The organism is Vibrio sp. Vb0598 (assembly GCF_033338935.1).
In the GTDB taxonomy this organism is placed as follows: domain Bacteria; phylum Pseudomonadota; class Gammaproteobacteria; order Enterobacterales; family Vibrionaceae; genus Vibrio; species Vibrio alginolyticus.
Genome location: NZ_JAWOTP010000003.1, coordinates 1 through 20,046, shown reverse-complemented (window position 1 = coordinate 20,046; position 20,046 = coordinate 1). Strand labels below are relative to the sequence as shown.

Genomic DNA, 20,046 nt, shown 5'->3' with positions numbered 1-20,046 from the left:
TGCCACCTTGGTTAAGCCCGCAATTACATTTCTAACGGGTACGGATTTTTTGAACTTTAGTTTTCATTTTCTAAGAGAGAAATAAATAGACTTCACCTATTTCAATAATAAGAATATTCAATTGTTGTGATTGCACGAATTTCATTACTCTTTTGGCAAGGAGAATGGGGGAAATATGGCAACAAAAGCAATTGTAGTAGAAGGTGGCGCGATGCGAGGCGTCTTCGCAAGCGGAGTGTTAGATGCGTTTTTAGAGCAGAGTTATAAACCGTTTGATTTTGCAATCGGTGTATCTGCTGGTGCATCAAATTTGATTGGGTATTTGACCGACTACCCGCATCGCAGTATTAACGTCATTACTAAGCTGGCCACAAGCAAACGCTTTTTTGACCCAACTCGCTTCGTTAAAGGTGGGGACCTCATCGATGTGAAGTGGCTGTTTGAAGAATCTAATCGCTTGTATCCCGTCGATGAAAATAAACTGTTTAATGGCGTTCCTTTTCTCGCAGCGACAACAAATGTAGATACAGGGCAGGCAGATTATTACCGCGTGACACGTGATAATTTTCACCATGCGATTGAAGCGACAACAGCATTACCGATTGCCTACAAGCATACCCCTTGTTTTTCTGGCGGTTGTTATACCGATGGTGGGGTCGCTGATTCTATCCCAGTGCGTGAGGCTTATCGTCGAGGGGCTCGCGACATAACCGTAGTACTCTCTCACCCACTGAATTATGCCAAAAAGCCAGTTAAGACCACATGGCTGATGAAGAAACTTTTTGCGGAGCACCCCAAAATGGCGGATGCGATGTTAAGACGTGCAGATAACTATAATCAATCATTAGAGTTTATTCGTAACCCTCCACCAGGAACACATGTTAGGGTGATTGCCCCACCAGATAATTTTCATGTTCAGCGCTTATCAATGCGACAATCCGTTTTACTAGAAGGGTATGAAATGGGGCTGATTGAGGGGCGAGCGCATCTCACTAGTTTATCTGGTGTTCATGGTTTAGACCGGGAAAATTGTCATTTTTGCGTTTGATTATAAAAGAGCCTCATAGTGAGGCTCTTTTTACTTAACGTTCGAAGGGTGATTTAGTTGACTTTATCCCAAGCCATCTCCCAGTGTGAACCTATTCCAGGCTCGTAATGGTTTGCGCTTTCTTTCCACTGCATACAGTAACCAGAGTATGGGAAAGGTTTACATTGATAAATGCCCCCGTCGCTGGCAAGCACTTTTGTGCCCGCAGTGTAGCTAGATAGTCCTTCAGGGAAGACAAAATCGTACTCACCAGATGGTGGTGGAATAACTGACTCTTCTTTTAAGTGAAAGTCGAGTGTTTGCTGATCCACCAAGTTGCCATCTTTGTCCTTAATACGTGTCACGAGCATATGGTGACCCGGCTCTGATTTACTTAAAGCGAGCGATATCGCCTCTACCGAGCCGTCTTTCATTTCGTTTGCCCAACTTGCAAGTGGTTCGCGATGGTGATTGTAAACGGTGAGTTCTGCATTTAAATCGCCTTCAGCAGTTAGTGTCAGATCCAACGTTGTCGGTGTTGACTCAATGATATACTCGTCTGCTAAGCCATCTACTGTGAGTGAGTATTCTGGGACAGGAGTTTCAATGTTATAGCCGATCTCTACTCGCTCAAGGCCGCTATTTGCTTGCAGATACACCGGATTAGTACCATAAACAGGAGTGAATTTATCCTCTGCATACTGCCCGGCTTGCAGTTTTGCTTGTTCTTGGTTTAGCTTAGTCGCGAGTGCGTAAGACCAGTTTTTCGCTTGGCCCATTGCTGCATCGGTAATTTCTAGTTCAGTTCTATACGCCACGTTTTCACCTGCTTGATCAAATACGCGTGTATAAACCGAATCCCCAATATTTAAATCCATTGTAGGAATAATTTGACCGCCTTGCTTCCAATCTGGAATAACGGGACTGTCACCATCAAATTTCACATCGATCACGTTATAAAATGAGGCTGCAGTGTCGCCAACATCCCATACTGCCAGGATGACATGGTATCCCTCGCGAGTAGGCACATTACATTGATGGCTTACCTGTTTCGGGGGTTGAACCATATTGCCGTCGACGACACAGAAAGGAGTTAGATCAAAAGAGTCTCGTGATAGTGAAGCGTTTGGGTTCCAATCAGGCTTGGTGATGTAATATTTCCAGTCGCGCGTCACGTGGTTAGCGGTAAATGTCCATTCAAAAGTTTGTGTACCTGCTTGAATAGGGCGTTTTACCCAACGGTCGGCAGTTTGCTCATCAAGGGCTGCTGCTAAAGCGGTTTCGGCACTCGCTATTTTACCATCGCGAGGCCCTGTTTCGGGAAAGCCATCAGGGCCTTCAACGCTTTGCGGTTCATATTGAATCGCACCGCAGTTATTATTTTTTTCGTTAGTATCTGGCGTTGGATACTTACATAGTGCCGAGCGACTTGCAGCGACACCACCATTGGTTTCTGATACATAACCGTGAGCCGCAGCACCTGAGCTAATGCTTGCAAGTGCTAACGCGAGTACGGATTTGGTTGGAAATGATTTCATCACATGTCCTCTGTTATGGCTGACAAACTAGTGTCACACCCCGGCGCATGCTGAGCATAAAGCAACGCTACAGAAATTGGACTTCTGTAACACTGCGTCATGGTAACCCCGCTATCATGAGCATTCTTTTAGATTTTTAAATGCTGACAGACCGGAAGCTTTGCGTCCCACCCTTTCGAATGGTTTGCCGAAATGTGATTGAGCAGCCAAAATTTAGCTTAAGAATTTACATGTGGAAAAGTAAACGTCACTGACATGGAATCCTGTTCTCAAATTGAAAGATAACGATATCTTAACCTCGTCAATATTGTGCAGTGTCGTCTTGCAAGATATTGATTTTAATTTTGTTTTTATCCTTTTTATAGCCACGGTGAATGAATGGAGGTTTGTTGGGGATAAGTGGAGAGGAATCGTGCTAAGGGTGGAAGAAGTTCTGTCTAAAGGACGGAGTGTCCCGCCCTTTGAATGGTGTTATTTCGGCATGATGACAGTATCAATCACGTGAATGACACCGTTTTTAGCTTTCACATCGGTTGCAATGACATTTGCATCGTTAACCATGACTTTATCGCCCATGGTTTTAATCATCACATCTTGCCCCTGAACCGTAGTCGCTTTGTCTAGCTTAACAACATCGGCAGCCATCACTTTCCCTGGGACGACGTGATAAGTCAAAACAGATACTAACTTGTCTTTGTTTTCCGGCATTAAGAGCATGTCGACTGTGCCGTCTGGCAGTTTTGCAAAAGCGTCTTCCGTTGGTGCAAAAACAGTAAATGGGCCTTCCCCTTTGAGAGTGTCAACCAAGCCCGCTGCTTTTACCGCAGCAACAAGCGTATTGAAAGAGCCGTTTTCAGCGGCAACGTCGACAATATCGGCTTTCATCATGCCATGCTCATGAGCCTTGACGGGAAGCATAAAAAATAACGTCGCCATCAGTGTCGCCGCGATAACTAAGATACGTTTGAACATAATGTGTTCCTTACTAGTTGAGGGTACAACGGGTTCCCTGGAGTGTGTTTGCATTTGTACGCATTGTGATTGAGAGATGATCATCGCGTCCTACTTTCTTTTGAGGGTCTAACATGTCGCGCAAGAATTCGTCTGCCTTCTTGTTTCACATCGGCTCGTTTCCGCCACGTCCATAAGCGCTCTCTTGCTGCCTTAGCTGCGCTGTCTGGTGTGATAATAGGTGCAAGGTAACGGCTATCTGGCTGCAACTGATACATGACAGCTTCCATCTGGGTCATTGTCCAAGGCTCGAATAAAAGAGGGGGAGGAACCATTTGCAATTCAGGTACCCACTTGTAGATGAACGTGCCGTCAGGATCATGTTCTTGGGCTTGCTTGATCGGATTATAAATACGGATTGTGTTAGTCCCGGTTACTCCTGCTTGCATTTGGAATTGTGGGTAATGAATTCCGGGCTCAAAGTCGAGAAACAGTTGCGCTAAATGCGTTACACCTACTCGCCAATTCATGTTCATGTGGTGAGTAAGAAAGCTAACCAGCATGGCACGCATGCGAAAGTTAATGTAACCAGTGTGGTGCAAACAGCGCATGCAGGCATCAATCAAAGGTACGCCAGTATGCCCGGATTTCCATGCTGCTAACTTTTCTTCATCGAAAGTACTACTTTGTTTAATCAATGGTTCGTAAGCCCGATTAACGCAGTAAAACTCCATGTCGTATTCCGATTCGAATTTTTGGATGAAGTGACAGTGCCAATGAAGCCGTGAAGACAATGCAATTAAGCTGCGACGAAACCCAGCGACTTGCCAGTGTTTCAAAAGGTATTGATAAACTTCACGCAAGGATATGTTACCCCAAGCGAGATATGGAGAAAGTCGAGTACAGGCTGTGCGTGAGGCTGTGGGACTAGAAATGCTTCGATAGTAATCACGACCTCGACGATGGAAAAAGTCCTCTAGTGTTTTCCAAGCGAGCCGGCTTCCTCCCGTTTGCATTCCTTTGCATTTTGATAGCCAGGATGATGGTGGCGAAAACGAACAGCCGAGAGCTTCTGCATCCAATGAATGCAATAAGTCGGTTTGGAGCTCAATAGGGCTTATTGAGGCTCTCATGACAGAGTCCCAATGTTTGTCCCAACCTTGCCGGTTTATTGCACCTCTGATTACAGCACCGTGTTCGAATTCAAACCAGTCGATGTTCTGCTCATACAGCCAAGCGGCAACTTGTCGGTCTCGTTCAAAGGTGCAGTTGAGTCCTATTTCTTGGTGAGAAAAAACAGCGTTGATTTGATATTGCGCTTGAATTGATTGGAAACATGCTAAGGCATCGTCAAACAGCACCGTGATTCGATGCCCATACGCTTTGAGCGTCTCATCCATGTCTTGCAGTGATTGCCAAACAAATCGCCAGTGGCGCTCAGAATAGTGTGGGTTGTTCAATAGCAATGGTTCAACAATATACAAAAGCACAGTTGGGTGCTTTGTTGATAATGCTTGAGTTAGTGGTTGATGGTCAGTCAGCCTTAAATCTCGCTTTAACCACACGACATTGATTGTTTGCATCGGAATCCTCTTTGTTTCCGATGTTGTACGCAAGTAAACCGAAGAAATCTCATCCAATGATCGGTTTTATTCCACAAAACGTAGAGGTAACTTTTAGGGAGGTGACACATGGCAATAGCATTGAGTAAGTTACAAAAATACTTCTATGTAGACAAATTGGTCATTCATTCGCTTGATCTCGCATTGTACCAGGCATCTGTCGTGATTGATGGAGAAGCGCAATTTATCACTGATGACAACGGTATCTTTTTGAGGGCTCATTCCCTGATCGAGATGCAAAAGAAGTGCAGGAATATCAAAGCAAATAAGCAGGTTCTGGTGCATCAAAGTGCTTATGATGAAATGGTGGGGCTACCCGAAGGCAAAAGAGACAATCAACTAGAGGTATTGGTGAGGGATACAAAATTGTATTGAAAGAGTATTGGTGCGCAGTAAAAGCGAGCCACCTTACGGCAGCTCGCTAAATATAAGGAGAGTTAGGCTTAGTCTTGTTTACGCTGCGCTTCTTTTTGCGCGTACTTAGCGGCACGTCGGGCTTCTCTTTGCTTGGCACTTTCACCACCAACATGCTGCTCGCCTCGCTGCTCTGCAAGAACAATTTGTTTTTCACGCTCGCGGAATCGAGCAATTTGTTCTTCTGAGTGTGTGCCGTGACATTTTGGACAGCTCACGCCTTGCTCGAACAATTCTGACTGTTTGTCTTCTTCAGTGATCGGTAGACGACAAGCGTTACATAAATCGTAATCTGCTTTTTCTAGCTGGTGGTTCACTGCAACACGCCCGTCAAATACGTAACAATCGCCTTCCCACATGCTCTCTTCTTGAGGAACTTCTTCAAGATATTTAAGGATGCCGCCTTCTAGGTGGTAGACCTCATCAAAGCCCTGTTCTTTCATGTAAGCCGTTGATTTTTCGCAGCGGATACCACCGGTACAGAACATCGCAACTTTCTTGTGTTTTGCCGGGTCCATGTTTTCTTTTACATAGTCTGGGAATTCACGAAAGGTTTCAGTATTTGGGTTTACAGCGCCTTTGAATGTCCCGATCTCGATTTCGTAATCATTACGTGTATCGACAACAAACACTTCAGGATCAGCAATAAGATCGTTCCACTCTTGAGGTTTCACGTAAGTCCCCACTACGTGGCGAGGGTCTATACCTTCAACACCTAATGTTACGATCTCTTTTTTCAATTTCACTTTGGTGCGATTGAATGGCTGGGTCTCAGAATACGACTCTTTGTATACGGTGCCAGTCAAACGAGGTTCGTTGTTTAGCCACTCCAGTAGCGTATCAATACCTGCACGATCAGATGCAACTGTGCCGTTGATACCTTCACTTGCCAGTAGTAATGTTCCGCGAATATGGTGTTTTTCCATCAACGCAAGTAATGGCTCGCGTAGCTCTTGATAGTTATTCAGCTCAACAAACTTGTACAGCGCACAAACTACATACTGACTCATGAGGTTTCCTTTAAAAATACAGGTGGTCAACGACCTTAAAATTTTAGCGGCACGAAGTATACCTGACTAAATTAGTCGGAAATACGGACAAATTATGCGGATATTATGGCTAGGCGGGATGTAGCGGTGTTTTGATGCGGCAAAGCGTCACGCGGGTAAAATCGCTATGTGTTCAAATTATAAGCATAAATTGTAGAGAACAAGGTAAGTTGAACTCGACACTTTTGGTTTAAATTTGTACTGTGATTCCTTCTTCGGCTCTTCATTAAAGTTGTGCGCAAGAGCTACAAAATAATAATCGGATCAGTTGGCAAGGAAAGGACATGCAGCAGTTTTATATCAGGCGGCTGAGGGAAGAAGATGCTCCCTTGCTCAAACAATTACTCGTTGAACTCGATACATCGCACTATGAAGCTGAACCGAACTTCTATCGTCCACCCAAGGAATTGGCACAACTAAGAGAATCATATTGCACCTTCGAAAAGTATTTTGATGGGAGCGTGAGCGCTTTTATTGCTTGTTCGCAAAGAAAAGTCGTCGGTTTTATCTCTGGTTCGGTTCGTAACGTTCAGTCGCTGATTTCACCAGAAAAACGCGTTGGTTTTATTAATGAGCTTATTGTTGCAGAGAACCATCGAAACTTAGGAATAGGTTTATCGCTGATGGATAAGATGGAAAGTGATTTGTGTGCTCAAGGAATAGAAGAAATCGGCTTAACCGTGGCGTCATTTAACCATGAAGGTGAGGAGTTCTATCATAAAATGGGCTACCGGGTGATGACGAAACGTATGACCAAGCGCGTAAGAGATTCGTAAAAACAAGATTGTAGGAATGAAACGCCTCTTACCTCTAGAAGAGGCGTTTTTATAGTATTTATTTCAAATTCGCGGCGGTTTGATTCCCCATCGCAATTAACTTATCTAAAACGCGCTCACCGTCGGCACGTAAACCGTTGTGCTCGTACTCGTTAGTGATCCACGCTTTTGAATTTGGGATTAACGCGAGCGTTTCTCGGCTGATATCCATTTCCACAAACATATCATCGGCGTAAACGGCGCAACTGACAGGCACTTTGTTTTGAGCCAGTTGTGTTTGGTCGTACAGCGCAGCCCAATCGTCTTTCGCGGCCAATATTTCTGCGGCGTCTTTTAGTGGTTTGAGGTTGACGTATTGGTCGAACATCCACGGGAAGACCATTTCCCCCGTAAAGTAAAAGGGCTGGCCAGGTTCATAATTAAACTCTGGTCGGGTTTGGCGAACACGGTGCGCACTCCAATTCGACGCAAAGCCTTGGCAATAAATCGATTCATGCAAAATGGCGTAAATCGGGTTGGTTTGGAAGTTTTGCTGCGCCAACATATCGTTCAAGAACTCATAACGAAGTTGTTGTTTGCCGTTCACTTCAATCAATGCACTTTCTAGCCAATAGTAAGTTGGCAAGAAAGTATCACTCACACCAAAGTTGATACCGATTTGCTGAAATTGCTCCACCGTGAAGCGTTGACCATTTGGTAGGTACTCTTCATTTTCCAGCAAGTGATTCGCAATGTTTTGGCAAAGTTGTTGCGCTTTTGGGAATTGCTGGAAGAACGCTTGGTTTTTCTCCATGGTACGTTTGAAGGTAGCGTCATACACATCGTCGGCATGACGCGAGACTGATGGCACGCCACCCGTGATGTAGCTTTGCAGCAAGCTGTCTGGGAACAAAGACAAATAGGTGAGGGAGCAAAAACCCCCAAAGCTTTGACCTAAGATCGCCCATTTTTCGACGCCAAATTGCTCACGAATGTACTCCGCGTCGCGCACGATGTTATCCGCTCGGAAGTGGCTCAAGTACTCGGCCTGCTTCTGCGGCGTGAAATGAGCCAGAGTCTGATGATTAATCACCGAACTATTGCCCGTACCGCGCTGGTCGAGAAGCAAAACTCGGTACTCTTGCAGCGCGCGTTTTACCCAGCCGTTATTGCCGTTTTGACGCGGAGAGGGAAAGCCTGGCCCGCCCTGAAAGTAAACCAACCAAGGTTTGGTCGATTCTTCATCGCCAACTAGGCAAACCGCACGAGCGAAGACTTCAATGGTGCCTTTACTCACGTCTTGGTAATCCAGAGGAACGGTAAAACTGTGGGGAGTGTAATGCAATCCTGCGTCGATAAATGATTGAGCGTTCATTGTTATCTTTATTTCCTTATTGAGGGGTAGCGCTACTTTACTGCGAATGGCGTGAAGAACCAATGCTATTTCCAAATCGCTTCGTCAGTTCTATACCTTGGTCAAATCAATGTAAGTTCAAGAAAATGAAACGATTAGCGACTGGTGCAACTGGTTGAGTGAGCTATGCTCAATAGAGTGAGGACAAAGTGAGAGCATGGAGGAAGTCGGATGAAAGTGTCACTGGCTCGATGGATTATTGTGACTTGTTTAATAAGCGTACCTACTTTTGCCGTTGTTACGCCCAACCCACCTCAATTAAAGGCGAAAGGTTACGTATTAATGGACTTTCAATCCGGTGCCATTATTGCCGAGCATAACGGGCGAGCAGGCCTTGCTCCGGCGAGTTTAACCAAGTTGATGACCGCTTATGTAGTTGGGCAAGAAATCAAAGCGGGGCGTTTGAATTGGGATGATGTTGTCACCGTGAGCGAAAACGCGTGGTCGGCCAAGTTTCCCGGATCTTCTAAAATGTTCATCAAACCGAAAGATGAAATTAGTGTTGCGAACTTAATGCGCGGCGTGATCATCCAATCAGGAAATGACGCGTGCGTTGCACTGGCTGAGCACGTTGCAGGCAGTGAACGCGGCTTTGTCGCCTTGATGAATGGTTGGGCGGAGAAATTAGGACTGCAAGACACCTATTTTGTGAACTCCCATGGTCTTGATAGTGATGGCATCCAAACCTCACCAACCGATATGGCAAAACTCATGCAGTCGATCATCAGCGATGTTCCTGATGTGTATGCGCTATACAGCGAGAAAGTCTTCAAGTGGAACGACATTACGCAGTACAACCGCAATAAGTTGTTATGGGACAATTCCATTGATGTCGACGGGGGCAAAACCGGCTACACCAGCAATGCCGGATACAGCTTGGTGAGCTCGGCCAAAGAAGGAAGAATGCGCCTTATCTCGGTGGTGATGGGTACGCCAAGTAAACAGGCTCGGATCAGCCAATCGAAGAATCTACTCAGCTATGGTTTTCGTTTTTATGACACCAAGCAAGTTGCTAAGCAAGGCCAAGTTGAGTCTAAAGTTCGCGTTTGGAAGGGAAATACCAATAAAGTTGAGGCGATCTTTGCTAAAGATGCCTATCTCACTCTGCCTCGTTCAATGACGGCTGGGCTTGATAAGAGTGTGGTGTTAAATGAACCGTTGATTGCGCCGATCGCGCAAGGAGATGAGATTGGTAAGGTCGTTTGGAAAAGCGATGACAGTACCGTGGCGAGTTATCCCTTGGTCAGCAGCCAAGCGGTAGAAGAGGGCTCGTGGTTCGCTCAGCTTTGGGACAGTCTGGTGCTGTGGGTGAAATCGTTCTTTAACTAGAATAAAAACGAGCAGAAGTGTCTTTCTGCATTTTTTTGTTGATGGCCGCCCTGCTATAACGCTGGGCGGTGTCTTATTTAACGGTTTATTCCGACAAGGTGATGATTGGTAAATCGTCCCAAATCTTACTTTCATCCGATGCGCCACCGGAGAAGTTCCAAGGGCCTTTGTCTTGCTCTAGCGGACGGTAAGTTGCCGAAAGGCCGTCTAAGTCCCAAGTCGTGACATAGAAGCGGATACCATCGAGCGAATCTGGGCGGCCTAGTGCATCGCTAGCAAAGTCCATTGAAATGGTGTTGTTGGCTTTGTCTACTGTCACTGTTGGTGCTGGCGTTACGGCTTCTCCCCATGTCGTCGCATTTGCTCCTTTGGTGTTGTAAATCGAGCTTTGCCAGCCAAAAACAACCGCATTGCGACTCCAGGTTCCGCTTGGCATAGAAGCGTTGATCTTCGGTAGCTCAGACAAGTTGGTTGCCGTTTCTTCCGGTAAATCCATAAAGATGGTGAAACCCACGTGGTCGAAGCCGTTTGGTGGTAACCAAGTGTCGGTGATTTTGTCCATAGTGAAGGTCAAACGTACGTTACTGCCAACGGTAAATACCTCAGCTTTGTTGATTGCGAGTTGGCTGTTATCTTTATCGAACGTTGGATCCGTTGGTAGCGAGTAGTTACCGTTAGGACCGCCCATGCCATCTTGCGCATCGCCTGCGTCATCAATAGTGTCGTCTGGCGTGTTTGACCAGCTTAAGTCCGACACAAAGTTTACATCTTCAATGCCCGCTTTTTTCTCAGTGGAGTAAATCGCGAAGCGGTGCTGTTGCTCGCCAATTGCAAAGTGACGGGTAGATAAAGTCACGCTAAATTGACCGTCAGCACTTACGGTAATGGCTTGTGCGGTTTCTAGATTACCGTCCACGACAAGGTTCAATTTCTCGTTTGCGTTAGCAGTACCAGTAATCACGATGTCATCAGTGATGGTTTGTCCTTCCCAATCCTGTGCCAGTTGGATGTTGAGATCTGGGGTCTCTACCGATTGGATGTCGTTAGTTTTCGAGTAAATCACGGCAGATTTGGCTGGTAGCTCAAGGGTTACGTGACCGTTTTCATCGGCGATTAACTGTTCTGGAGCTTCTGCCCAGTTCGACATGATTTGTTGTTGGAAAACGGTGCCGCCCGCTTGCTCTACATCGAGTTGGTTCATCAACATTGGGGAGTTAGATGTGTTCATTACCACTAAGACTTCGTCGTTATCCAAAGTGCGGGTAAAGGCGAACACACCTGCACCAGCTTTATCGCTGCCAATGACTTTCATTTCGCCGCGTGTCATGACTTTGTTTTCGGTACGTAACTTAGCAAGCTCTTGGATGAACAAGTACATCTCGCTGTTTTGGTCGAATGAGTCTACGTAGTCGCCGTCTTCACGGTAGCCGCCAGCAAACATCGCATCGCGCGCTGCTGACATCGCCTGTTCAGTACCTTGGTAAATTACAGGGATGCCCGGCACTGCCATCATTGTGATCAGCGCTTGCTTCATATCGTTGACACTGCCTTGCGATAGAAAACGTGGCATATCGTGGTTATCAATGAAGTTCGGCATGATGTATGGATTCGGGAACATCTCCATCATCTTCTCAAGACGGAAGCGTAAGTAATCGGTCGGTTGCCCTGATGCAAATACGCGCGTCATGGTCGCTTGCAATGGGAAGTTCAGTACCGAGGTTAGCTGTTTCGGCGAGCCACTTTCACCGATGTAAGTCAGCATCTTCTTTTCGCCTTCAGTGTTGTATGGCGTAGATGTTTCGAATACTTCACCAAAAGTGAGGAAGTTGTTACGACCGGTATCAACCGCTTGCGTCATCACACCATCGTTGGCGTGTAGGAAGTCGTTCCAGAAATCGTGTTCAACAAACTTCACCGTATCGATACGGAATCCGTCGACGCCGACTTCGCGAATCCATTTTCGGTAGCTCTCTTTTAGATAAGCGCGTACTTCAGGATCGGACGTATTGAGGTCATCCAAATCAGAGAGCTGCCAGGTTTTCTCTTGTACCGGATCGTTGTGGTCGGTGATAGTTGGCGTCCAGTGGTAGCTGCCTGTGCCGTCTGTTTTACACTCGTTCATGTTGAGTGGGTACGGCAGTTCTTGCCCGGCGGGTAGTGCATTTTTAATCAAACGGAAGCCTTGGCAAGGTAGGCTTGGATCATAACTGTAAGGATCATCGTAGGTGAAGAAGTTGCCTACATGGTTGGTCACGATGTCCTGAATTAAGAACATGTTACGCGCATGCACTTCGCGTGCTAACGCTTGGTAGCTTTCCATGTCACCAAAGTGCTCATCCACTTTTTGGAAATCGCGCGCCCAGTACCCGTGGTAGCCGCCGTAGTTTTGCTCTGCATCCCACCATTGGTTAGCAACTGGCGGAGTAATCCAGATCGATGTGGCACCGAGATCTTCGATGTAGCTTAACTTATCACTCACACCAACGAGGTCGCCGCCGCTAAATTTTTTATCCGAAGTCGGATCGAATTCGTTTTGCCCTTGATCATTAAGAGCGCTGTCGCCGTCGTTAAAACGGTCGATCATCAGGAAGTAAATGATTTGATCTTGCCAATCAGGAGATGCCACGTGGCTGCCTGTATCGACTGGTGTGGTTTCGTCGCTTCCACAGCCAGAAAGAGCAAGAGCGATCGCTAAAGGAAGTATTTTTATTTTATTCATTGGGTTAGGTAGAGTTTCAAACACAGTTTTTGCCTCCGTTATGCAGCAATGCAGAAACGATAAAGCAAAGGTTTGAAATTGAGAGTGTCATCTCACGCCAAAAAAGACGTGAAATGATGTCACGAAGTGATGGTTTTGATCTGACCGACAGTTTTAATTGAGCGGTTGCACAATAGGATATTGTATCGGGTAATGCTCTTTCGCGAGCTCGTTGTCGGATTCATCATAAAGGCGGAAACGGCACTGCTTTGCAGTTTGAGTGAGCGATAATTGCAGCACCCAACAAGCATAATGTAGCGAGTGTTTGGTTAAGCGCATTGCGTGAGGTGTGGGATCATCATCGACGTAACAGTCAATCCTCGCAACGTTTTCAAGTCGGCATGCCAGTTCGATAAAGAGCGTGTATTGCGCCCCAATATTAATAAGCTGCCGAGTCGGGACAATGTATTCCGTGGCACCAATTAAAAGCCCCTTAGAAACCACATAGTCACGCTGGTGGTTATTCTCAATGTAACGTTCCCCATCGACTTCATAACAAAGGCGAAAGGTAAGGGGGTGCGCTACCGGAAGTTCGGTCGTTGCCCAGAGTTCGATGCCATGACTTAAAAAGCGCTCGAAGAAGGCTGGGTAGCGACGCCACGTGCCATCACGGTCACGGCATTCTACCGAGACCACTTTTTCAAACGCAATATTGTCCACTTCCATCCAGATTTTGCCGACAGGTTGGTCGATGTGGTTATCGTCGAAGGTATTGGCTTTGGCGTAGTATAAGCGGATCGGTTGTTGATTTAGTTGAGTTCGGTTATCCAAACATTGTTGGCGATATTGCATGGGTGAAAACGGATACCAACGACGAAAAGTGCGGTGAAAGTTCGAAGGTTCTTCATAACCAAGTTGATAGGCGATTTGCTGCGTTGTGAGTTGGGTGTCGGCAAGCAAAGTGAGTGCTTGCTTTCTTTTAGCGAAATCAACGCATTGAGAGTAGCTCATTTGCTTCTCTTGCAGTCGACGTTGCAAGGTGCGTTTGGAGACGCCCAGTTGCCTTGCCGCTTGCTCTAACTTGAGCGCGTAATTGCTGTTTTTGATGAACAAGGCGTTCAAAACACTCAGCAATTCGGGTTGCTCAATTGGCTGGTGAGAAAGCAGCAAATAAACATGTTTCACCAGTTCAAACACGCTTGAACTCGTTTTAGAATCTCGCGTTTCCCCTAGAAAAATATCGGCCGCGAATGGATTGCTGGCTTGAACTTGTACTTGTATTGATTCGCTTAGCTCAAGCATCTCCAACTGCATTCTGAGCAAGCCAAACACCGATTCCGCCCAATTTGGCATATCGCCCGTTCTGCATTCTACTTGCAGATGGATTTGGGCATCACCATGTTGAAATGTGACGTACAAACGGCGGTCGAATAATGAGACACTTTTACTCCACCAAAGCAGCCCTTCTTGGAGGTTAGGCGCTTCTTTCAACATCATACATTGCAAGGCCACCAACTTCTCAATGTGCCAATATTCGCCAGCAATTCGAAGGTGATTGTGACCGAGCTTTTTGCACAGAAAGGATGTAATAATGTTATCTTGAGGCAGCATGAGTTGAGTTTGGTTGCGAGCAAACATGCATTATTGCTGAAAAGATGAAGAAGTTCAGTGAGAACGCTCAAAGCCTTTCTTATCGTTTTATTTTCAAATTTATTTTGAAAATGTTTTTAATCGAAATCGGTTTTTCCCTTTATCTCATGAGGTTATGCTGTTACACAGCTTAAATTCATTAATTGGAGAACCTCATGGATATCGTACAAGCTGCAAAATCTCGTTACTCAACGAAAGTGTTTGACCCAACGCGCAAGCTACCTCAAGAAAAAATCGACGCAGTTAAAGAGCTGATTCGTTTTAGTCCATCGAGTGTGAACTCTCAACCTTGGCATTTCATTCTGGCAAGCACAGAAGAAGGCAAGCAGCGCATCGCTAAAGCGGCGCAAGAGAATTACGCGTTTAACGCGGCGAAGATTCTCAACGCTTCTCACGTATTGGTGTTTTGTGCAAAAACAGGCATTGATAACGACTACATTGAAGCGCTAATGGTGCAAGAAGAAAAAGATGGTCGATTCCCAACTGAAGAAGCGAAAGCGGCTGTGCGCGGTGGCCGTAGCTACTTTGTGAACATGCACCGTTTTGATTTGAAAGATGCAAACCATTGGATGGAGAAACAAGTTTACCTCAACGTGGGTACGTTGCTGTTGGGTGCTTCGACGCTAGAAATCGATGCAGTACCAATTGAAGGGTTTGATCCAAAAGTGCTGGATGAAGAATTTGGCTTGCGTGAAAAAGGTTATACCAGTGTTGTGATCGTGCCGCTTGGCTACCACGCGGAAGATGACTTCAACGCGAAAACGCCAAAGTCTCGCTGGGACGCAGAAACCGTATTCACCGAGATCTAATTCGAGCTTACTTACAGGTGACGTAGCACCCCGTAATCAATATATAAATCGCAAAAGAGTGATAAAACGATGATCCACTTAGTCGCAGAAGTGAAAGCCTATCCAGATAGTAAGGATCAGGTGGTGAATTTGCTTGCTGGTTTACTAGAGCCAACTCGTAAAGAAGAAGGCTGTTGCCAATACGAGTTGTATCTCGACGAAAAAGTTGATGGCCTATTTATGTTCCAAGAAATCTGGGCGTCGCAAGAGGCCTTGGATAAGCATTTGCAAAGCCCGCATATGGCGACGTTTCTTGAAACATTGGAAGAGAACGATTGGGTTGAATATACCCAGATTCGTCCTCTTCGATTTATCGCCTAATGACAGAAGGTTGCCAGCACGTTGGCGCGTTGCTGGCAGCATTTTTGTTGGATAAAGTCGCGGAAAGTCCGAATCGTTGGCGTCAATAACCGACGATCGGCACATACCATGTAGAGCGGCACTGGGCCGCAATCCCACTCTGGTAACACTCGTACCAATCTTCCCTCGATTAAGTCTCGGCTAATGTCCATCAATGATTTATTCGCAATGCCTTTGCCTTTGATCGCTAACCGGTGTGGCAAGTCACTATCGTTGCTCAACAAGTTACCGCTGACCACGATTTGTTCTTTCTCGCTGCCACGCGTGAGCGTCCATTTGTTGTAGACCGAATCCGCGACCATGTAGCACAAGCAATTGTGTTGCGTTAAATCGGCAGGAGAGGTGAGTTCTGGATGTGTAGCTACGTACTCTGGCGATGCACATAATATCCGTTCGTTTGCCCCACACAATGCCAACACGACCAGATTAGAGTCGGCCGGTTCGCCGTAGCGAATCGCAATATCGACAGGCTTGGTGTACATATCCGTCAAGCTATCGGACAGCTCTAGTTTAATGGAAACATTTGGGTAGAGATCGATGAACTCATCCACCCAATCGAGCAACATATTGCGACCAAAATCGGAGGGCGCAGTAATGTGCAGTTGACCAGATAACTCGCCACGCGCACTTGAGATCTGATCCAACCCCTCTTGCAATGTTGCCAACGCTTGCGTGGTTTTGTCTAAAAACAGTTCGCCCTCTGAGGTTAAACGCAGGCTTCGGGTAGAACGCACAAACAGCGGGAAACCGATTTGCCCTTCAAGACGCTTAATCGATGCGCTAATGGCGGCAGGTGTCATGTCCATGCTGTTAGCGGCTTTTGAAAAGCTGCCTTGGCGCGCGGTTTCGACAAAAATATTGAGGTCGTTGAGGGCTTTCATCGTGAAAAGGATGTTTGTGAAGTTTGAGCTACTATAGGGGAGATGAGCAAAGTAATTCAAGCTAAACGCCTTTGAAGGTGAAAACATTAGGTTAAGTGGTCACTTTGAGTTAGATTAGCCCGCCACTTACATCGTTACTGGATCAACAACATGAGCAACGAACAGCCGAATAACCCTCTGCATGGGTTGAGTTTAGAAAAAATCGTCACCCGACTAGTTGAACACTTTGGTTGGAATGGCCTGTATGAGCGCGTTCGAGTGAACTGTTTCAAGAAAGATCCTTCAATCAAATCGTCGCTGAAGTTCCTGCGTAAAACGCAATGGGCGCGGGACAAAGTCGAAGCGCTGTATATCGAGACGTTTTGCTAACTGCTCTATGGTCAGCAGCAAGCGGTAAGTAGATTCTTAGTCTCGCTTTGGCTCGCTAGAATGACGCAGCTTTTCTTATCGCGTAGGCTGGAAGAGTCGCTCTGCTGATGCGTCTAAAGCGAGATTCCGGATGATCACATAGGCTCGTCTGCAATCGCTTTTTTAGATGGTTTTGTAGAGGTCAGAGCCAAACTCGAACTGTTATTCTGAACCGAGAGGAACGAGCGTGATTCAGGATTTATCCTCAGATTGTATTGAGTTTATTCATGGCTCTATGGTCTGCAGCAAGCGGCAAGTAGATTCTTAGTCTCGCTTACCGCTTGCTAGAATGACGCAGTTTTTCTTATCGTGTAGGCTGGAAGAGTGGCTCTGCTATTACGTCTAGCGAGATTTCGGATGACTCGCTTGTGCTCGTCTGGGATGGTTTTCTTAGATAGTGTTGTAGAGTTCAGAACCTAAACGAGGTTCGTCATTCTGAACCGCGAGGAACGAGCGTGATTCAGAATTTACCCTCAGATTGCATTGAGTTTATTCATGGTTCTATGGTCTGCAGCAAGCGGCAAGTAGATTCTTAGTCTCGCTATGGCTCGCTAGAATGACGTAGCTTTTCTTATCGCGTAGGCTGGAAGAGTCGCTCTGCTGATTCGTCTAAAGCGAGATTCCGAGTGACTCACTTAGGTTCTTCTGGAATCGCTTTTTTAGATGGTTTTGTAGAGCTCAGAGCCAAACTCGAACTGTTATTCTGAACCGAGAGGAACGAGCGTGATTCAGGATCTACTCTCAGATTGTATTGAGTTTATTCATGGCTTTATGGTCTGCAGCAAGCGGTAAGTAGTTTCTTAGTCTCGCTATGGCTCGCTAGAATGACTCTAGTTTTCTTATTGCGTAAGTTGGAATGGTACCTCAGCATCATTCCCGATAGCGATGAAGAAGCGCTGTCGGGAACCTCGCCTTTAATCTCTCGTTTCTTGCTACTCCAAATGATGCGTACTACCCACGGTTCCTTCCAAGTCTAAAATCGACTGGCGAACGTGATCTGGAATCGCAGCTTTAACGTTGTTCTTAAAATCAAACATCACACCAGTGGCGGTCGCGATGGTCGCAATTTTACCCCACTTCTTACTCAGCACTTGGTACTCCATCGTGATGCGATCTTCTTGCATGTCGATTACGCGAGAACCGACTAATAGCGTGTCTGGGTAAGTAACAGGCAATTTGTAGCGGCATTGAGTCTCGCTCAGTACTGGCCCAATTTGCGAGGTCTGCAGGTCGACCAGCAGGTTAATTTTGTTGAAGTAATCTAAACGTGCGGTCTCGAAGTAGCGAAAATAGACCACGTTATTAACGTGTTGCAGAGCATCCATTTCACCCCATGCGACTTTTATCTCTGTGATAACGGGAAAGTCCTTTAACAGTGTGTCCATTTTTATTGCTCCTTTTTCATCTGCTTTGCCACAAATTGCGACGCGACTTATCACTTTGAGCATTTATTCTAGATGTAATCATTTAATATGTAATAAAATTGTTTTTAAAATGTGAAATGAAATAGTGGTTTGATTATGTAAACCAGAAACTTTACATAATCGAGTTGAAGGCGTAAGTTTAACTAAGAGTAACCAGATAGGAGGTGTCTCATGATTGAACTCAAAGGTTTCAACCTCGCAAGAGTTGAGAAACGCATTGATTGGACAGGTGAGCTGTTCAGTTTGAGAATATCTGGCGCGCCTCTTTCCTTTAAAGCTGGCCAATTCACCAAGCTTGCTTTGCTTGATGATGAAGGTAAGCCGATCAGCCGTGCTTACTCTGTGGTTAATGCGCCAAGCGAGCAATTCGATTGGTTGGAATTTCTAATAGTAGCCGACCCTCAAGGACAACTTTCTCCACGGCTCCAAAAGCTTAAATCTGGTGATAGCATTTATGTCGGTGCCACCGCACATGGCGATTTAATCCATGACTCTATTCCTAAACAGGCTCATGACCTGTGGCTGCTATCTACAGGTACGGGGATTGGACCGTTTTTGTCGCTGCTGGATGATATAAACCTACCGCCTCACAATGAGCGCATTGTGCTGGTTCATGCTGTTCGTTTCGAAAAAGATCTGGTTTATAAATACCTAATTGAACAGCTTCAGCAACGATATGAAGGCAGATTAAAGTATATACCGATAGTCAGCAGGGAAGTGGTTGATGGTAAATTACAAGGCCGAATTCCTGAACTCATCGAATCGGGTTTACTGTCCAACGCCGCTGATGCGCCATTCTCAGCTCAGCGTAGCTTTGTCATGATGTGTGGGAATCCACAAATGATCAAAGATACCGTGCCCGTCTTACAAGAGCTAGGCTTGGAAAAGTATCGCCATCAAACCGGGGGAAATATCATTTACGAACGTTACTGGTAGCGTTTTGTTAAATTGATACGGTTATGCTCAAGATGTAATGATTACTTTTGAGATACGACCGCGATTTAGTATGTTCTTAGTTGAATATTATATTGGCAATACCTAAACTGCGCTCACCATTGCGCGTCTGTACACTCAGTCATTCTCGCTTAACCAATTACATTGAGGTGACTGAAGTCCATGTATGCTTTTATCGCGAGCAAGCAACAGAGAATCATTGCTGGTTTTATCGACCTGCTCTTTACGATGGTGGTCGTGTTAATAATTGCATTGAGTATTAACTCTTTTCTTAACGACTTTCAGCTCTCTTTAGCAGATAACCTCACGCTTGTTCGTGAAACTCAGGCGTTTTACTTGCTTTCTTTACCAACGGTTTTAATGATCAACTGGAATGCATTGAGTCATGGGCAAACCATTGGTATGCGCATGATTGGTATTAAAGTTGTAATGAAAAATGATAGTAAGGCAACGAAAGTTACAGCAGGGTTAAGGCTTGTTATTAGCTACTTACTGGAGATGCTCATTCCGGGGATCCCGTTGGTAAATTTGGCATTGTTGTTCTTTCATCCGGAGCGACGTTTGTTGCATGACTTGATCGCCAATACTAAAGTTGTCCAAGTTTCCTAATTTTTTGATCGAAAAAGCCACGTGAAGTGGCTTTTTAATTTTCAGCCCTAAACCACCTACTTCAGTAGGTGGTTATCATCCGTTTCGGCTTTGCCTGTAAAACTACTCATGCTAA

At 45.7% G+C, this 20,046-nt stretch carries 18 protein-coding genes and 1 riboswitch; of the genes, 9 read left to right on the top strand and 9 right to left on the bottom strand.

Annotated elements, in window-relative coordinates; translation table 11 throughout:
- The first annotated feature begins 175 nt into the window (after positions 1-175).
- On the top strand, positions 176-1,048 hold the full coding sequence (locus R7Q38_RS04300) for a patatin family protein (protein WP_017634445.1): 873 nt from the start codon (positions 176-178) through the stop codon (positions 1,046-1,048).
- Between the two features lie 53 nt (positions 1,049-1,101).
- Here R7Q38_RS04300 and gbpA read toward each other — a convergent pair whose 3' ends face one another.
- From gbpA to R7Q38_RS04285, 3 genes are all read right to left on the bottom strand, one after another.
- On the bottom strand, positions 1,102-2,565 hold the full coding sequence (gene gbpA, locus R7Q38_RS04295) for an N-acetylglucosamine-binding protein GbpA (protein ID WP_104980188.1): 1,464 nt from the start codon (positions 2,563-2,565) through the stop codon (positions 1,102-1,104).
- A gap of 98 nt (positions 2,566-2,663) precedes the next feature.
- Positions 2,664-2,764, bottom strand: a riboswitch (cyclic di-GMP riboswitch).
- 272 nt (positions 2,765-3,036) lie between these two features.
- A complete protein-coding gene (locus tag R7Q38_RS04290; protein ID WP_318114104.1) occupies positions 3,037-3,537 on the bottom strand; it encodes a fasciclin domain-containing protein in 501 nt (166 codons plus the stop codon).
- Positions 3,538-3,617: 80 nt separating this feature from the next.
- Positions 3,618-5,099 carry a cryptochrome/deoxyribodipyrimidine photo-lyase family protein gene (locus R7Q38_RS04285; protein ID WP_062730899.1) on the bottom strand — a complete coding sequence of 494 codons (1,482 nt, stop codon included), beginning with the start codon at positions 5,097-5,099 and terminating at the stop codon, positions 3,618-3,620.
- 108 nt (positions 5,100-5,207) lie between these two features.
- Between R7Q38_RS04285 and R7Q38_RS04280 the strand changes: the two genes are divergently transcribed.
- Positions 5,208-5,513, top strand: a complete 306-nt coding sequence (locus tag R7Q38_RS04280) for a DUF6482 family protein (protein WP_017634442.1) — start codon at positions 5,208-5,210, stop codon at positions 5,511-5,513.
- Positions 5,514-5,581: 68 nt separating this feature from the next.
- Here the strand turns inward: R7Q38_RS04280 and R7Q38_RS04275 are convergent, their stop codons facing one another.
- A complete protein-coding gene (locus R7Q38_RS04275) occupies positions 5,582-6,562 on the bottom strand; it encodes a rhodanese-related sulfurtransferase (RefSeq protein WP_017634441.1) in 981 nt (326 codons plus the stop codon).
- Positions 6,563-6,885: 323 nt separating this feature from the next.
- Here R7Q38_RS04275 and R7Q38_RS04270 point away from each other — a divergent pair, with 323 nt between their 5' ends.
- Entirely contained in the window at positions 6,886-7,377 is a 492-nt protein-coding gene (locus R7Q38_RS04270; RefSeq protein ID WP_169628758.1) for a GNAT family N-acetyltransferase, read from the top strand.
- A 58-nt stretch (positions 7,378-7,435) separates the two neighbouring features.
- Here the strand turns inward: R7Q38_RS04270 and R7Q38_RS04265 are convergent, their stop codons facing one another.
- A complete protein-coding gene (locus tag R7Q38_RS04265; protein WP_169628757.1) occupies positions 7,436-8,731 on the bottom strand; it encodes an alpha/beta fold hydrolase in 1,296 nt (431 codons plus the stop codon).
- Between the two features lie 210 nt (positions 8,732-8,941).
- Here R7Q38_RS04265 and R7Q38_RS04260 point away from each other — a divergent pair, with 210 nt between their 5' ends.
- Entirely contained in the window at positions 8,942-10,099 is a 1,158-nt protein-coding gene (locus R7Q38_RS04260; RefSeq protein WP_318114102.1) for a D-alanyl-D-alanine carboxypeptidase family protein, read from the top strand.
- A gap of 85 nt (positions 10,100-10,184) precedes the next feature.
- Here the strand turns inward: R7Q38_RS04260 and R7Q38_RS04255 are convergent, their stop codons facing one another.
- Both R7Q38_RS04255 and R7Q38_RS04250 read right to left on the bottom strand, forming a co-directional pair.
- Positions 10,185-12,842, bottom strand: coding sequence for an alpha-amylase family glycosyl hydrolase (locus R7Q38_RS04255; RefSeq protein WP_318114101.1), 2,658 nt, complete (start codon positions 12,840-12,842; stop codon positions 10,185-10,187).
- Between the two features lie 129 nt (positions 12,843-12,971).
- On the bottom strand, positions 12,972-14,435 hold the full coding sequence (locus R7Q38_RS04250) for a helix-turn-helix transcriptional regulator (protein WP_225473736.1): 1,464 nt from the start codon (positions 14,433-14,435) through the stop codon (positions 12,972-12,974).
- A gap of 167 nt (positions 14,436-14,602) precedes the next feature.
- Between R7Q38_RS04250 and R7Q38_RS04245 the strand changes: the two genes are divergently transcribed.
- Together R7Q38_RS04245 and R7Q38_RS04240 are read left to right on the top strand one after the other, a co-directional pair.
- Entirely contained in the window at positions 14,603-15,256 is a 654-nt protein-coding gene (locus tag R7Q38_RS04245; RefSeq protein WP_005374924.1) for an oxygen-insensitive NAD(P)H-dependent nitroreductase NfsB, read from the top strand.
- 69 nt (positions 15,257-15,325) lie between these two features.
- The gene (locus tag R7Q38_RS04240) at positions 15,326-15,616 is read left to right on the top strand and encodes a putative quinol monooxygenase (RefSeq protein WP_005374925.1); all 291 of its coding nucleotides are present in this window, start codon (positions 15,326-15,328) and stop codon (positions 15,614-15,616) included.
- Here the strand turns inward: R7Q38_RS04240 and R7Q38_RS04235 are convergent.
- The gene (locus tag R7Q38_RS04235; protein ID WP_047102394.1) at positions 15,613-16,536 is read right to left on the bottom strand and encodes a LysR family transcriptional regulator; all 924 of its coding nucleotides are present in this window, start codon (positions 16,534-16,536) and stop codon (positions 15,613-15,615) included. The two genes, R7Q38_RS04240 and R7Q38_RS04235, sit on opposite strands and share 4 nt — an antisense overlap.
- 150 nt (positions 16,537-16,686) lie before the next feature.
- On the opposite strand from R7Q38_RS04235, the gene R7Q38_RS04230 reads away from it, so the two are divergent.
- Complete coding sequence (locus tag R7Q38_RS04230; protein ID WP_005396617.1) at positions 16,687-16,905, top strand: VF530 family DNA-binding protein; 219 nt, start codon at positions 16,687-16,689, stop codon at positions 16,903-16,905.
- 971 nt (positions 16,906-17,876) lie between these two features.
- Here the strand turns inward: R7Q38_RS04230 and R7Q38_RS04225 are convergent.
- Positions 17,877-18,329 carry an acyl-CoA thioesterase gene (locus tag R7Q38_RS04225; protein ID WP_005374933.1) on the bottom strand — a complete coding sequence of 151 codons (453 nt, stop codon included), beginning with the start codon at positions 18,327-18,329 and terminating at the stop codon, positions 17,877-17,879.
- Between the two features lie 210 nt (positions 18,330-18,539).
- On the opposite strand from R7Q38_RS04225, the gene R7Q38_RS04220 reads away from it, so the two are divergent.
- Both R7Q38_RS04220 and R7Q38_RS04215 read left to right on the top strand, forming a co-directional pair.
- Complete coding sequence (locus tag R7Q38_RS04220; protein ID WP_005374935.1) at positions 18,540-19,304, top strand: ferredoxin--NADP reductase; 765 nt, start codon at positions 18,540-18,542, stop codon at positions 19,302-19,304.
- Positions 19,305-19,484: 180 nt separating this feature from the next.
- Positions 19,485-19,931 (top strand): RDD family protein, encoded by a 447-nt coding sequence (locus tag R7Q38_RS04215; RefSeq protein ID WP_025768614.1) that lies wholly within the window; start codon positions 19,485-19,487, stop codon positions 19,929-19,931.
- Positions 19,932-20,046 lie beyond the last annotated feature (115 nt).